General features: G+C 60.1%; 16 protein-coding genes. 1 reads left to right on the top strand and 15 read right to left on the bottom strand.

The genetic code is table 11. The features are described from left to right. Positions 1-74 precede the first annotated feature (74 nt). The 10 genes from iscX to trmJ all read right to left on the bottom strand — a co-directional run bounded on the left by iscX (position 75) and on the right by trmJ (position 7301). Positions 75-275, bottom strand: coding sequence for a Fe-S cluster assembly protein IscX (iscX, locus tag CXP40_RS16495; protein WP_037001993.1), 201 nt, complete (start codon positions 273-275; stop codon positions 75-77). 16 nt (positions 276-291) lie between these two features. Continuing rightward, the gene (gene fdx, locus CXP40_RS16490) at positions 292-633 is read right to left on the bottom strand and encodes an ISC system 2Fe-2S type ferredoxin (RefSeq protein WP_090336096.1); all 342 of its coding nucleotides are present in this window, start codon (positions 631-633) and stop codon (positions 292-294) included. 3 nt (positions 634-636) lie between these two features. Beyond that, positions 637-2502: a Fe-S protein assembly chaperone HscA gene (gene hscA / locus CXP40_RS16485; RefSeq protein ID WP_106734650.1), complete on the bottom strand. Its 1866-nt coding sequence runs from the start codon at positions 2500-2502 to the stop codon at positions 637-639. A 45-nt stretch (positions 2503-2547) separates the two neighbouring features. Next, the gene (gene hscB / locus CXP40_RS16480; protein ID WP_106734649.1) at positions 2548-3069 is read right to left on the bottom strand and encodes a co-chaperone HscB; all 522 of its coding nucleotides are present in this window, start codon (positions 3067-3069) and stop codon (positions 2548-2550) included. Between the two features lie 9 nt (positions 3070-3078). Continuing rightward, positions 3079-3402 (bottom strand): iron-sulfur cluster assembly protein IscA, encoded by a 324-nt coding sequence (iscA, locus tag CXP40_RS16475; RefSeq protein WP_090336089.1) that lies wholly within the window; start codon positions 3400-3402, stop codon positions 3079-3081. Between the two features lie 13 nt (positions 3403-3415). Next, positions 3416-3802: a Fe-S cluster assembly scaffold IscU gene (gene iscU, locus CXP40_RS16470; protein ID WP_017362576.1), complete on the bottom strand. Its 387-nt coding sequence runs from the start codon at positions 3800-3802 to the stop codon at positions 3416-3418. A 74-nt stretch (positions 3803-3876) separates the two neighbouring features. Then, positions 3877-5091, bottom strand: coding sequence for an IscS subfamily cysteine desulfurase (locus tag CXP40_RS16465; protein WP_099526567.1), 1215 nt, complete (start codon positions 5089-5091; stop codon positions 3877-3879). A 30-nt stretch (positions 5092-5121) separates the two neighbouring features. Continuing rightward, positions 5122-5613, bottom strand: coding sequence for a Fe-S cluster assembly transcriptional regulator IscR (gene iscR, locus CXP40_RS16460; RefSeq protein ID WP_075749285.1), 492 nt, complete (start codon positions 5611-5613; stop codon positions 5122-5124). 136 nt (positions 5614-5749) lie between these two features. After that, entirely contained in the window at positions 5750-6529 is a 780-nt protein-coding gene (gene cysE / locus CXP40_RS16455; RefSeq protein WP_106734648.1) for a serine O-acetyltransferase, read from the bottom strand. Continuing rightward, positions 6522-7301, bottom strand: coding sequence for a tRNA (cytosine(32)/uridine(32)-2'-O)-methyltransferase TrmJ (gene trmJ, locus CXP40_RS16450; protein ID WP_177429690.1), 780 nt, complete (start codon positions 7299-7301; stop codon positions 6522-6524). The genes cysE and trmJ overlap by 8 nt, the downstream gene beginning before the upstream one ends. Positions 7302-7445: 144 nt before the next feature. Here trmJ and suhB point away from each other — a divergent pair, with 144 nt between their 5' ends. Beyond that, positions 7446-8261: an inositol-phosphate phosphatase gene (suhB, locus tag CXP40_RS16445; RefSeq protein WP_079782978.1), complete on the top strand. Its 816-nt coding sequence runs from the start codon at positions 7446-7448 to the stop codon at positions 8259-8261. Between the two features lie 56 nt (positions 8262-8317). Here the strand turns inward: suhB and CXP40_RS16440 are convergent, their stop codons facing one another. The 5 genes from CXP40_RS16440 to tgt all read right to left on the bottom strand — a co-directional run bounded on the left by CXP40_RS16440 (position 8318) and on the right by tgt (position 13471). Next, positions 8318-8860: a glycine zipper 2TM domain-containing protein gene (locus CXP40_RS16440; RefSeq protein ID WP_106734646.1), complete on the bottom strand. Its 543-nt coding sequence runs from the start codon at positions 8858-8860 to the stop codon at positions 8318-8320. A gap of 118 nt (positions 8861-8978) precedes the next feature. Then, on the bottom strand, positions 8979-9896 hold the full coding sequence (gene secF / locus CXP40_RS16435; RefSeq protein ID WP_106734645.1) for a protein translocase subunit SecF: 918 nt from the start codon (positions 9894-9896) through the stop codon (positions 8979-8981). Positions 9897-9905: 9 nt separating this feature from the next. After that, the gene (secD, locus tag CXP40_RS16430; RefSeq protein WP_106734644.1) at positions 9906-11774 is read right to left on the bottom strand and encodes a protein translocase subunit SecD; all 1869 of its coding nucleotides are present in this window, start codon (positions 11772-11774) and stop codon (positions 9906-9908) included. A 211-nt stretch (positions 11775-11985) separates the two neighbouring features. Next, a complete protein-coding gene (gene yajC / locus CXP40_RS16420) occupies positions 11986-12315 on the bottom strand; it encodes a preprotein translocase subunit YajC (protein WP_037001935.1) in 330 nt (109 codons plus the stop codon). A gap of 40 nt (positions 12316-12355) precedes the next feature. Further along, positions 12356-13471: a tRNA guanosine(34) transglycosylase Tgt gene (tgt, locus tag CXP40_RS16415; protein ID WP_106734689.1), complete on the bottom strand. Its 1116-nt coding sequence runs from the start codon at positions 13469-13471 to the stop codon at positions 12356-12358. Between the last annotated feature and the right edge of the window lie 4 nt (positions 13472-13475).

The raw sequence follows: 13475 nt of genomic DNA, 5'->3' as shown, positions 1-13475 counted from the left end.
AGCGAAAAATTAAACCCGCGAATTATACGCGGGTTCCGGTTAAAAGCGTAGGGCGGGCGCCGTAAGCGCCTGTTTCAATCGAGTTCTTCGATCCAGGCGGCCTGTATCGCCTCCAGCACTTTCTCCCCCCCGCGTTGCGGGTCATCGGAGAACTGCGGCAAGGACACGACCCAACGGTGCAGATCGACGAAGTTCACGTAGCGCGGATCGACATCCGGCTTCTGCTCGCTCAGCTCGATGGCAATATCCAGTACATCGGCCCATTTCAGACTCATGATCAAGCCTCCTGGATCAGTGCGGCGCTTCGGCTGCGTGATTAAGCGAATATTTGGGAATCTCGACGGTGATATCTTCCTCACCAACGATAGCCTGACAGGCCAGGCGCGACTGAGCCTCGAGCCCCCAGGCCTTGTCCAGGTAATCCTCTTCCAACTCATCCGCCTCGTTCAGCGAATCGAAACCTTCGCGCACGATGCAGTGACAGGTGGTGCAGGCACACACGCCGCCACAGGCACTTTCCATCTCGATATGGTGCTCGTGCGCCAACTCTAGAATAGAAACTCCAGGCTCAGCCTCTACCACCAGACCATCGGGGCAGAATCGCTCGTGAGGCAGAAAAATTACCTGCGGCATCAATTATTCCTCGATCTCATTCAGATTGCGCCCTGCCAGCGCGGCTTTTACCGTCGAATCCAGGCGGCGAGCCGCGAATGCATCAGTGACCTGCGACAGCCGCTTGGTCTGCCGCTCGATCGCCAGGCCATCATTGCCCGCCAGCAAATCGCGCAACTCCCGCACCTGCAGCTCGATGACCTCGCGCTCCTCGGCATCCAGCAAACGCTCGCCATCGGCCTGCAGCGCCGCCTCGACCGCCTCGACTAGGCGCTGACCATCGACCTGCTGCTCACGCAGCACGCGGGCAGCCTTGTCGCCTCCAGCATTCTGGAAGGAGTCCTGCAGCATGCGTGCAATTTCGCCATCGGTCAGGCCATAAGACGGCTTGACCTGAATACTCGCCTCAATCCCAGAACTCAGCTCACGCGCTGCGACACTAAGCAGGCCGTCGGCATCGACCTGGAAGGTCACGCGAATCTTCGCCGCGCCGGCCACCATAGGCGGAATACCGCGCAACTCGAAACGCGCCAGGGAGCGGCAGTCGGCAATCAGTTCGCGCTCCCCCTGCAGCACGTGAATCATCATGGCCGTCTGGCCATCCTTGTAGGTGGTGAACTCCTGCGCACGCGCCACCGGGATGGTGGTGTTGCGCGGGATCACCTTCTCCATCAGCCCGCCCATGGTTTCCAGGCCGAGCGACAGGGGGATCACATCCAGCAGGAGCAACTCCTCGCCGTCATCACGCTGATTGCCCGCCAGGGCGTCGGCCTGGATCGCAGCACCAATGGCCACCACCTGATCCGGATCGATATTGGTCAGCGGCGCCCGACCGAACAGTTCGCCGACGGCCTCACGTACACGCGGCACGCGGGTAGAGCCACCAACCATTACGACCGCACCAACCTCTTCCAGCTCGACGCCAGAATCACGCACAGCACGACGACAAGCCTTGAGACTGCGCGCCACCATCGGTTCAATCAGCGCCTCGAACTGCGTGCGCGACAACGAACCTCGCCATTCACCATGGCTCAGCTCGACGCTATCAGCATCCGTCAGCCCTTCTTTGGCCACACAGGCAGCCTGCAGCAGACTACGCTGGGTCGACGGATCAAGATCACTGGAAATACCGGCCTGCTGGATGATCCAGTCGGCTACGGCATGATCGAAGTCGTCACCGCCCAACGCACTGTCGCCGCCGGTAGCCAGCACCTCGAACACACCACCGGTCAGGCGCAGGATAGAAATATCGAAAGTGCCACCACCGAGGTCATAGATAGCAACCACGCCCTCGGCTTTCTGATCCAGACCATAGGCGACTGCAGCGGCGGTAGGCTCATTGAGCAGACGCAGAACGGTCAGGCCGGCCAGACGCGCAGCATCCTTGGTGGCCTGACGCTGAGCGTCATCGAAATAAGCCGGGACGGTAATCACCGCACCGACCAACTCACCACCCAAGGTCTGCTCAGCGCGCAAGCGCAGGGTCTTGAGAATTTCTGCAGAGACTTCAACCGGACTCTTCGCCCCCTGCACCGTCTCGATGAAGGGCATGTGCGACTCGCCTGCAGCGAAGCGGTAAGGCATTTGCTCGCCGAGCTGATGCACGTCGGCGATACCCCGCCCCATCAGGCGCTTGACCGACAACACGGTATTGAGCGGATCGCTGGCGGCCGCAAGTTTGGCTGACTCGCCAACCTCGATGCTTCCAGCATGGTAACGCACGGCAGACGGCAGGATGACCTTGCCATCATCGTCAGCCAGGGGCTCGGCCAGACCACTGCGCACAGCAGCGACCAGAGAGTTGGTGGTACCCAGGTCAATACCCACTGCCAGACGACGCTGGTGCGGTTGCGGGCTCTGCCCGGGCTCGGCGATCTGCAATAAGGCCATGGTCTTCTTGAAATCATCAGGCAGGCTGCCGTGGCAACCTACAGGTTAATCGTCGAGGCGCTCTTCTAACTGGCGCACTTCATGGGAGAGCTTGTCGAGGAACTGCATGCGACGCATCAGACGCTCGGCTTCTTCACGGCGGGCCTCGTCATCCCAGCATGCAGCGAAGTGCTCGTTGAGCTGCTCCTGCGCCGCTTTCAGGCGACGCTTGAAGGCCGCGACACCGGCCAGATCAGCCTCATCCTGCAGTTCCTCCAGCTCTTCGCGCAGCTGCATTTGCTGCAGGAGGAAATCGGGATCCTGCACCGTCACTTCCAGCGGCAACTCGGGGCCACGCATGGCCAGCAGGTAGCGTGCCCGCTGAGACGGAGTTTTCAGAACCTGATAAGCCTCGTTGAGGCAGGCCGAGCGCTCCAGCGCCAAACGCTGCTCACGCTCACCGGCATCGGCAAAGCGATCCGGATGCACCTGGCGCGCCAGCTCACGGTAGCGAGCGGCCAGTTGCTCCATATCGAGACGAAAGCTCGGCTGCAGGTCGAACAGGGCGAAATGACAAGGATTACCCACGCGAGCGCCTCAAACGTTGAAGCTTTCGCCGCAACCGCATTCGCCGCGCACGTTAGGGTTGATGAACTTGAAGCCCTCGTTGAGGCCTTCCTTGACGAAGTCCAACTCGGTGCCATCGAGATAGACCAGGCTCTTGGGATCGATGATCACCTTGACGCCATGACTCTCGAATACCTGATCCTCTGCCGCCAGCTCATCGACGAACTCGAGCACGTAGGCCAGGCCGGAGCAACCGGTAGTGCGCACCCCGAGGCGAATGCCCTCGCCCTTGCCGCGCCCATCAAGAGAGCGTTGCACGTGGCGGGCAGCTGCTTCAGACATGGTGATGGCCATTACAAACCTCGTATCAGAGCAAGCCTTTCTTCTGCTTGTAGTCGCGCACAGCAGCCTTGATGGCATCTTCAGCGAGTACAGAGCAGTGAATTTTCACTGGCGGCAGGGCCAGTTCTTCGGCGAGCTGGGTGTTCTTGATGCTCTCGGCCTCATCGAGGGTCTTGCCCTTCATCCACTCGGTCGCGAGGGAGCTGGAGGCGATAGCCGAGCCGCAGCCGTAGGTCTTGAACTTGGCGTCTTCGATAACGCCACTTTCGCTGACCTTGATCTGCAGGCGCATCACGTCGCCACAGGCCGGCGCACCGACCATGCCGGTACCAACGTCAGGATCTTCGGCGTTAAGCTTGCCGACGTTACGCGGATTTTCGTAGTGGTCGATGACCTTGTCACTGTAAGCCATGTTGTACTTCCTCTCTCATCAGGTGCCGCTCTCCGGCGAACCGCTTGAAACCAAACGATTCGCCTCGGCAGCTTTTAGTGTGCTGCCCATTCCACGGAAGAAATGTCGACACCTTCTTTGAACATATCCCACAGGGGCGACAGTTCGCGCAGCTTGTCCACGGCCTCACGGACCTTGGCAGCGGCGTAGTCGACCTCTTCTTCGGTAGTGAAACGACCGAAGGTGAAGCGGATCGAGCTGTGTGCCAGTTCATCATTGCGGCCCAGGGCGCGCAGCACGTAGGACGGCTCCAGGGAAGCCGAGGTGCAAGCAGAACCGGACGATACAGCGAGATCCTTGAGCGCCATGATCAGCGACTCACCCTCGACGTAGTTGAAACTCAGGTTGAGGTTGTGCGGCACGCGAGCAGTTAGGCTGCCATTCACGTAAAGCTCTTCCATATCTTCCAACTGGCGGTAGAAACGATCACGCAGAGCCGCGATACGCTGGTTCTCTGCCGCCATCTCTTCCTTGGCGATACGGAATGCTTCACCCATACCGACGCACTGGTGAGTGGCCAGAGTGCCCGAGCGCATACCGCGCTCGTGACCGCCACCGTGAGTCTGCGCTTCCAGACGCACACGCGGCTTGCGGCGCACGTAAAGGGCACCGACGCCCTTGGGGCCGTAGGTCTTGTGCGCGGAGAAGGACATCAGATCGACCTTCATCTTTTCCAGATCGATTTCGACCTTGCCGGTGGACTGCGCAGCATCGACGTGCAGCAGCACACCGCGCGAGCGGGTCAGCTCGCCGATGGCAGCGATGTCGTTGATGGTGCCGATTTCGTTGTTGACGTGCATGAGGGACACCAGGGTAGTGTCATCGCGCAGCACCGCCTCGACCATGGCTGGCGTAATCAGGCCGTCTTCGCCCGGTTCCAGATAGGTCACTTCGAAACCTTCACGCTCGAGTTGGCGAGTGGTATCCAGTACCGCCTTGTGCTCGATCTTCGAGGTGATGATGTGCTTGCCCTTGCTGGCATAGAAGTGCGCTACGCCCTTGATCGCCAGGTTGTCGGACTCGGTAGCACCGCTGGTCCAGACGATCTCACGCGGATCAGCATTGACCAGCTCGGCGACCTGGCGACGGGAATTTTCCACCGCTTCTTCGGCCTTCCAGCCGAACACGTGGGAGCGCGAAGCCGGGTTGCCAAAGTTACCGTCGACCAGCAGGCATTCACTCATCTTCTGCGCAACGCGCGGATCTACCGGCGTGGTGGCGGAATAATCGAGGTAAATGGGCAATTTCATTGGGTTTCTCCTATCAGGCAAACGCCCTGCTCAGTCGATGGCAGACGCTTCAATCTTATCCAGGCGCGGCGTCCTGCCATTGCAGCGGCGCTGATCCTGGCGCAACGCGACCTCTTGAACCTCACGGCGCGCAACCAAATCAGCCAGGCTGATGCCACTGAGGAACTCATGAATCTGCTGACTGAGATCGCACCACAGGTGATGGGTCAGGCAGGTGTCGCCAGAGTGGCAATCACCTTGCCCCTGGCAACGCGTGGCATCTACCGACTCGTTGACCGCATCGATCACCTGAGCCACCTGAATGCCGCGCATGTCACGCGAAAGCTGATAGCCGCCACCCGGCCCGCGAACACTGGAAACCAGACTGCCACGGCGCAGCTTGGCGAACAGTTGCTCGAGATAAGACAGGGAGATGCCCTGCCGCTCGGATATATCGGCCAGGGAAACGGGACCGTGCTGTGCGTGCAACGCCAGATCTAGCATGGCGGTAACGGCGTAACGGCCTTTGGTGGTCAGTCGCATGGCTCTACCACGAATCACTGAATTGCGACGAAGTATGCGATTCCCGAGTATTTAAGTCAACTATAAGACCGATTGATTTACTCAGGATTGACCGCGAAAAGAGGCGGCATCATAGCAAATGCCGCCCCTGCGCGCATCAGGCAGCAGGCTTGTCGCCCTGCCCCTTGCACACCTCGGCGAAGTCCTCGTCACGCAATGCAGGCAGCGCCTTGGCGCGGTAGTCGCAATCCATCGAGTCCAGCGCCTTGCTGACATCCTCGAGCCGCCCGTCGACAGCATGCAGATGATCGAGCAACTGGCCGATGGCGCGCGCTACCGGGTCGGGCATGTCCTGACCAACGCCGTAGGCATCGAAACCGATCTTCTCGGCCATGGCCTGACGCTTGGCTTCCTGCTCGTCATCGGACTTGACGATTATCTTGCCGGGAATGCCGACCGCAGTCGCCCCCGCCGGCACAGCCTTGGTCACCACCGCATTGGAACCGATCTTGGCCCCGGCACCGACCGTGAACGGCCCCAGCACCTTGGCGCCAGCGCCAACCACAACACCATCTTCCAGAGTGGGATGGCGCTTGCCCTTGTTCCAACTGGTGCCACCCAGAGTCACGCCCTGATAGAGCGTGACGTCATTACCGATCTCGGCAGTCTCGCCGATGACGATGCCCATGCCATGATCGATGAAGAAGCGTCGCCCGATCTTCGCCCCCGGGTGAATTTCGATACCGGTCATCCAGCGCCCGAAGTTCGACACCACGCGCGCCAGCCACTTCCAGCCCGAACGCCACAATGCATGCGCCACACGATGCAGCCATACCGCATGCAATCCCGGATAGCAGGTCACCACCTCGAAGGCATTGCGCGCCGCCGGGTCACGGTGAAAAACGCTCTGTATATCCTCTCGAATGCGTTCAAACATCAGACTTCCCCTGTTTATGAGGCTCTCCACGCACGGCCTTCTCTGTCTCGGTAAGGATGCCGCGCAGGATATTCATCTCCAACTTGCTCACCGCACTGCGTCCATAAAGCCGACGCAAGCGAGTCATCAGGTGCCGCGGCCTCTGGGGATCGAGAAAACCGATCATCACCAGAACTCGACGCAAATGTCCGTAGAAGGACTCCAGCTCATCTGCCGTCGCCGCCTGCGAATTGCGCGTTGTGGTCGCCTCCAGCTTCTCCGCCTTGGTCGGCAGACTCGAAGCTGCCAACCAGGCCATGCGCACCTCATAGGCCAGCACCTGCACCGCCGCCGCCAGGTTCAGCGAACTGAACTCAGGGTTGGACGGGATATGCACGTGGTATTGACATCGCTGTAGTTCCTCGTTGGTCAAACCGGCGTATTCACGCCCGAATACCAACGCCACTTCACTACCAGCAGCGGCCTGCTCACAACTGGTCACGCCGCACTCGCGCGGATCCAGCAGCGGCCAGGGAATACGCCGATCACGCGCACTGGTACCAATCACCAGAGTGCAACCGACCAGCGCCTCTTCAAGACTACCAACGACCTGCGCAGCATCCAGCACGTCGGTCGCACCGGACGCGCGCGCCACCGCCTCGGCACTGGGAAAATCCTCCGGCTCGACCAGCACCAGGCGCGACAGGCCCATGTTTTTCATCGCCCGCGCAGCACCGCCGATATTGCCCGGATGACTGGTGCCCACCAAAACGACGCGAATATTGTCCAGCAACGCAGACACTCTCAGAAACGATTAGGGGCAACGATCTTACCCAAGCCCTTGTGTGATTGCCATGCGGGGTACAGACGGCGCTTCATCGGCAACGGTTTTCTGCTAACATGGCCGGCTTTCTTTAACGCCCCAGGTGAACCTCCCATGCAGCCCATGCTGAATATCGCCCTGCGCGCCGCTCGCAGCGCCGGTGAAATGATCTTTCGCTCCATCGAGCGCCTGGATGTCATCTCGGTAGACGAGAAGGATGCCAAGGATTACGTCACCGAGGTCGACAAGGCCGCCGAGCTGATGATCGTCCAAGCCATTCGCAAGGCCTACCCGACCCACAGCTTCCTGGGCGAAGAAGGTGGCGTGCTTGAGGGCAGCGGCGACGGCGCCGACTATCAGTGGATCATCGATCCGCTGGACGGCACCACCAACTTCATCCGCGGCGTTCCGCACTTCGCCATCAGCATCGCCTGCAAATACCGCGGTCGCCTCGAGCATGCCATCGTCCTCGACCCGGTGCGCCAGGAAGAATTCACCGCCAGCCGTGGCCGTGGCGCCGCCCTCAATGGCCGCCGCCTGCGCGTGAGCAACCGCAAGAGCCTGGACGGCGCGCTACTGGGCACTGGCTTCCCGTTCCGCAACGAGCAGCTGGATAACCTCGAGAACTACCTGGGCATGTTCCGCAGTCTGGTCGGCCAGACCGCCGGCGTACGGCGTGCCGGCGCCGCCAGCCTGGATCTGGCTTATGTCGCAGCCGGCCGCTACGACGCCTTCTGGGAGTTCGGCCTGTCCGAGTGGGACATGGCAGCTGGCGCCCTGCTGATTCAGGAAGCAGGCGGCCTGGTCAGCGATTTCACCGGTGGCCATGAATTCCTCGAGAAAGGCCAGATCGTTGCCGGCAACACCAAATGCTTCAAGGCCGTACTGACCGCGATCCAGCCACACCTGGCGCCCTCAATGAAGCGCTGAGCTTCCGTCGAGCAATAAAAAACGCCCCGAGGGGCGTTTTTTATTGCTCCAGATTCTTACTGGGCCTGCTGCACCAGTACCAGCTCACCCTGTTTGTTGACCGGGATACGGCTACCCGGATCACGATCCATGCGCACGTTGCCGACCTTTTCACCCAGCTGGTACTTCACGTCGTAGCCCACCAGTTTCTCGCTGGTATCGGTCACGGTGTTGCAGCGGGTTTCAGTGGTGGTGTAGGTGTCACGCTGCTGCATACCCTCCTGCACCTTGTTGCCGGCATAACCGCCGCCAACTGCACCGGCCACTGTAGCGATCTTCTTGCCAGTGCCGCCGCCGATCTGGTTACCCAGCAGACCACCGGCGATGGCGCCAATAGCCGTACCGGCGATCTGGTGCTGATCCTGTACCGGACGTTGACGTGTGACGGTCACGTCCTTACACACTTCGCGCGGCGTTTTCACGGTTTCATTGATTGGGGTTACCGCTAGCACCTCGGCGTAGTCCGGACCACGATCAACCAGGCTGTACGTGGCAACAGCACCACCAGCGGTCACACCCACAGCACCCAGTACGGCACCTACCAACAGTGATTTATTCATTTTTTGTGTCTCCTAGGCTCGGCGACTCGCGCCCTTCTCCCTGCCTAGGACAGCAAAAAGCCGCGACAAGTTCGACTTGTCGCGGCTTTCGCTGACTTTCATGAAGCACATCACAACATCACGGACGACCGTCGTCAGCCTCAGCCTCGGCCACAGGAGGAATCAAATCCTCCACGCTGAGCTTCAGCCACACCAGCACCGTTGCGCCGATGTAGACCGACGAGTAGGTGCCTACCACTACACCGACCAGCAGGGTCAGAGCGAAGGCCGCCAATACGTCACCGCCGAAGAACAGCAGCGCCAACAAGGCCAGCGCAGTAGATAACGAAGTCGCGATCGTACGCAAAAGGGTCTGGGTGATCGAAACGTCGATGTTCTCGATCAACGAGGTCTTGCGCAGTACACGGAAGTTCTCACGAATTCGGTCGTAGATGATGATGGTGTCGTTGAGCGAGTAACCGACCATCGCCAGTACCGCCGCCAGCACCGTCAAGTCGAACGGCACCTGGAAGAACGCCAGCACACCCAGGGTGATCACCACGTCGTGCACCAGCGATGCGATCGCACCGACACCAAACTTCCACTGAAAGCGGAAAGCCAGGTAGAGCATGATCCCGCCCAGTGCCAGGAGCATGGCAATGCCGCCCTGGTCGCGCAGCTCCTCACCTACCTGCGGGCCGACGAACTCGACGCGCTTGACCTCGAAGCGTGCCGCCTCATCGACCTTGCGCAGCGCAGCCGCGACCTCATTACCCAGGTCAGGAGAATCGCCAGCCAGACGCACCAGCACATCGGTACTGGCACCGAAGCTCTGCACCACAGCATCGGCATAGCCAGCCTGGCCCAGCTCGGTCTTGATCAGATCGAGATTGGCCGGCTGCTCATACTGCAGTTCGATCAACGTACCGCCGGTGAAATCCAGGCCGAAATTCAGCCCCTTGGCAAACAGCGCGCCGAGACCGATCAGCGTCAGCACGACCGTAATGGAGAAGGCGATATTGCGGATCGCCATGAAACGAATGGTTGACTTGATCATGGCTGCACCTCAGATCCACAGCTTCTTGAAGTTACGGCCACCGAAGATCAGGTTGACCAGGCCACGGGTGAACATGATGGCGGTGAACATCGACGTAATGATGCCCAGCGACAGTGTCACCGCGAAGCCTTTCACCGGACCGGTCCCCATCGCGAACAGGATGCCGCCCACCAACAAGGTGGTCAGGTTACTGTCGAGAATTGCCGAATAGGCACGATCGAAGCCCTCGTGCAGAGCACGCTGCACCGGCAGTCCATTGGCCAACTCCTCGCGTATCCGCGAGAAAATCAGCACGTTGGCGTCAACCGCCATACCCAGAGTCAAGACGATACCGGCGATACCGGGCAGGGTCAGGGTCGCACCAATGGCCGACATCAGACCGACCAGCAGCACCAGGTTGAACGCCAGGGCAACGGTCGCCAGCACACCGAAGAAGCGATAGATGGCGATGATGAAGATAGCCACGAAGATCATCGCCCACTCGGTGGAGGCGATACCCTTGGCAATGTTTTCGGCACCCAGGCTCGGGCCAATGGTGCGCTCTTCAGCGAAGTACATCGGCGCTGCCAGACCACCAGCACGCAGCAGCAGCGCAAGCTCGGAAGACTCGCCCTGACCGTTCAGGCCGGTGATGCGGAACTGGCTGCCCAGCGCCGACTGGATAGTCGCCAGGCTGATGATCTTCTTCTCTTCGACGAACGAGGAGATAGCCACTTCCTGCTCGACGCCGTCGACGCTCTGACGCACGTAGCGAGTGACCGGCCTCTGCTCGATGAAGATCACCGCCATGCTGCGACCGACGTTGTTACGCGTGGCGCGGTTCATCAGATCACCGCCATGACCGTCGAGGCGAATGTTCACCTGCGGGCGACCATTCTCGTCGAAACTGGCCTGGGCGTCGGTCACCTGATCACCGGTGATGATCAGTTCACGCTCGAGCTGCACCGGCGGACGACCTTCCTCGCGGAAGCCGAAGGACTCGGTCGCGCCGCGCGGCGCATCGAGATCGGCCTGCAGGCGGAACTCGAGGTTGGCGGTCTTGCCGAGAATACGCTTGGCTTCTGCGGTGTCCTGCACACCCGGCAGCTCGACCACGATGCGGTTGGCACCCTGACGCTGCACCAGCGGCTCGGCTACGCCCAGCTCATTGACGCGGTTACGTACAGTGGTGAGGTTCTGGCGAATGGAATATTCACGAATCTCGGCGATTTTCGCTTGAGTCAGACCCAACTGCAGAATCTGCTGGCCGCCACGCTCGACAGTGGTCAGTTCGAAATCGCTGTAATCCTTGCGAATCAGGCGCTGCGCCTTGTCCAGCGTATCGCTGTCGGCGAAGCCGAGCTGAATCCGGCTATTGCTCTCCGGCATGCTGCGGTAGCGAATACGCTCCTTGCGCAACAGGCTCTTGATCTCACCTTCATAGACCTTGCGGCGCACATCCAGCGCCTTGTCCATGTCGACTTCCAACAGGAAGTGCACACCGCCGGACAGGTCCAGGCCGAGCTTCATCGGGCTCGCACCCAGGTTACGCAGCCAGTCGGGGGTGGTTTGCGCCAGGTTCAGCGCCACAACGTAATCATCGCCCAGTGCACGACGGACGATGTCCTTGGCCGGCAACTGGTCATCCTGCTTGGTCAGACGAATCAGGCCACCGCGGCCACGCTCGTCGATGCTGGCAGTTTTGACGGCAATACCGGCGTCCTGCAGCGCTTTGCTGGCACGGTCGACATCGATCTGCTCGATGCTCAGCGCCGAACTGGCGCCACTGATCTGCACGGCAGGATCGTCTGGATAAAGGTTGGGAATGGAGTACACCAGGCCGATTGCCAGAACGGACACAATCAGCAGGTATTTCCACAGAGGGTATTTATTGAGCATGAACGAGCCGCCCGCTTATGACGCAGGGCGCTAAAGTGCACCTCTAAAAACTACCTGCGTTGCCATCGCTGCGTTAAAAACAGGCTCAAAATGCTCATTTACAACACGTAAATTCCGCTTTTTCGCCTGTTTTTGCCTTGCGCTGGCTGCCTCGCCTACGTTTTTAGAAGTGCCCTAAAGCGCCCCGTCGATATGGAAACTAAGAACTGAATCAGATGGCTTTCAGCGTGCCCTTGGGCAGAGTGGCAGCGATGGCCTGCTTCTGGAATTTCAGCTCGACAGTGTCAGACACTTCGATAACCACGAAATCGTCGGCAACCTTGGATACCTTGCCAGCGATACCACCGCTGGTGACCACTTCGTCGCCCTTCTGCAGGCCGCCGAGCAGGTTCTTGTGTTCCTTGGCGCGCTTGGCCTGCGGACGCCAGATCATCAGATAGAAGATGACCAGAAAGCCAATCAGGAAAACCCACTCGAAACCGCTGCCGGCAGGGCCAGCAGCGGCGGTGTCAGCGTAAGCGGCGGGGATGAAAAAGCTCATGTAACACTCCTAATGGAAAGGATCTTGAATCGTTCAGGAATCAGTCAAGCGGCGGCACAGGCAGGCCACGCTTGGCATAGAAGGTTTCGACGAAGGCGGCCAATGTACCCTGTTGGATAGCCTCGCGCAAACGAGCCATAACCCGCTGATAATGCCGCAAGTTATGGATGGTATTGAGCATGCTACCGAGCATTTCGCCGCACTTGTCCAGATGGTGCAGATAAGCGCGCGAGAAATGTTTGCAGGTGTAACAGTCGCAGGTCGGGTCCAGCGGCGAATCATCGTGTTTATGTACGGCGTTGCGAATCTTCACCACGCCGGTATCGACGAACAGGTGGCCGTTACGCGCATTACGGGTGGGCATCACGCAGTCGAACATGTCCACGCCACGACGCACGCCCTCGACCAGGTCTTCCGGCGTGCCCACACCCATCAGGTAGCGCGGCTTGTCGGCCGGCATGTGCGGCGGCAGGAAGTCCAGCACGCGGATCATCTCTTCCTTCGGCTCACCGACCGACAGCCCGCCGATGGCCAGGCCGTCGAAGCCGATCTCGCAAAGCCCTTCGAGCGAGCGCATGCGCAGTTCTTCGTGCATGCCACCCTGGACGATGCCGAACAGCGCAGCGGTACTTTCGCCATGTGCAGTCTTGGAGCGCTTGGCCCAACGCAGCGACAGCTCCATGGAACGCTTGGCCACGTCGAACTCGGCCGGGTACGGCGTGCATTCATCGAAGATCATCACGATGTCCGAGCCCAGGTCACGCTGCACCTGCATCGACTCTTCCGGCCCCATGAAGACCTTGGCGCCATCGACCGGCGAAGCGAAGTACACGCCCTCTTCCTTGATCTTGCGCATCGCACCGAGGCTGAACACCTGGAAGCCACCAGAGTCGGTCAGGATCGGCCCCTGCCACTGCATGAAGTCGTGCAGGTCGCCATGTTTCTTGATCACCTCCATCCCCGGGCGCAGCCACAGGTGGAATGTATTGCCGAGGATGATCTGCGCGCCGATATCCTCGACGTCGCGCGGCAGCATGCCCTTGACCGTGCCGTAGGTGCCCACCGGCATGAAGGCCGGAGTTTCCACCACGCCACGCGGGAAGGTCAGGCGACCACGACGGGCCTTGCCGTCGGTAGCCAGCAACTCGAAGGACATGCGA

This window comes from Pseudomonas sp. YY-1, assembly GCF_002843095.1.
In the GTDB taxonomy this organism is placed as follows: Bacteria; Pseudomonadota; Gammaproteobacteria; order Pseudomonadales; family Pseudomonadaceae; genus Aquipseudomonas; species Aquipseudomonas sediminis_A.
This window is presented reverse-complemented; position numbering and strand designations above follow the sequence as displayed.

Bases quoted from the DNA above. Each gene is read 5' to 3' on its own strand.
- iscX (WP_037001993.1), bottom strand. From the start codon at position 275: ATGAGTCTGAAATGGGCCGATGTACTGGATATTGCCATCGAGCTGAGC.
- fdx (WP_090336096.1), bottom strand. From the start codon at position 633: ATGCCGCAGGTAATTTTTCTGCCTCACGAGCGATTCTGCCCCGATGGT.
- hscA (WP_106734650.1), bottom strand. From the start codon at position 2,502: ATGGCCTTATTGCAGATCGCCGAGCCCGGGCAGAGCCCGCAACCGCAC.
- iscA (WP_090336089.1), bottom strand. From the start codon at position 3,402: ATGGCCATCACCATGTCTGAAGCAGCTGCCCGCCACGTGCAACGCTCT.
- iscU (WP_017362576.1), bottom strand. From the start codon at position 3,802: ATGGCTTACAGTGACAAGGTCATCGACCACTACGAAAATCCGCGTAAC.
- CXP40_RS16465 (WP_099526567.1), bottom strand. From the start codon at position 5,091: ATGAAATTGCCCATTTACCTCGATTATTCCGCCACCACGCCGGTAGAT.
- iscR (WP_075749285.1), bottom strand. From the start codon at position 5,613: ATGCGACTGACCACCAAAGGCCGTTACGCCGTTACCGCCATGCTAGAT.
- cysE (WP_106734648.1), bottom strand. From the start codon at position 6,529: ATGTTTGAACGCATTCGAGAGGATATACAGAGCGTTTTTCACCGTGAC.
- suhB (WP_079782978.1), top strand. From the start codon at position 7,446: ATGCAGCCCATGCTGAATATCGCCCTGCGCGCCGCTCGCAGCGCCGGT.
- CXP40_RS16440 (WP_106734646.1), bottom strand. From the start codon at position 8,860: ATGAATAAATCACTGTTGGTAGGTGCCGTACTGGGTGCTGTGGGTGTG.
- secF (WP_106734645.1), bottom strand. From the start codon at position 9,896: ATGATCAAGTCAACCATTCGTTTCATGGCGATCCGCAATATCGCCTTC.
- secD (WP_106734644.1), bottom strand. From the start codon at position 11,774: ATGCTCAATAAATACCCTCTGTGGAAATACCTGCTGATTGTGTCCGTT.
- yajC (WP_037001935.1), bottom strand. From the start codon at position 12,315: ATGAGCTTTTTCATCCCCGCCGCTTACGCTGACACCGCCGCTGCTGGC.
- tgt (WP_106734689.1), bottom strand. From the start codon at position 13,471: ATGTCCTTCGAGTTGCTGGCTACCGACGGCAAGGCCCGTCGTGGTCGC.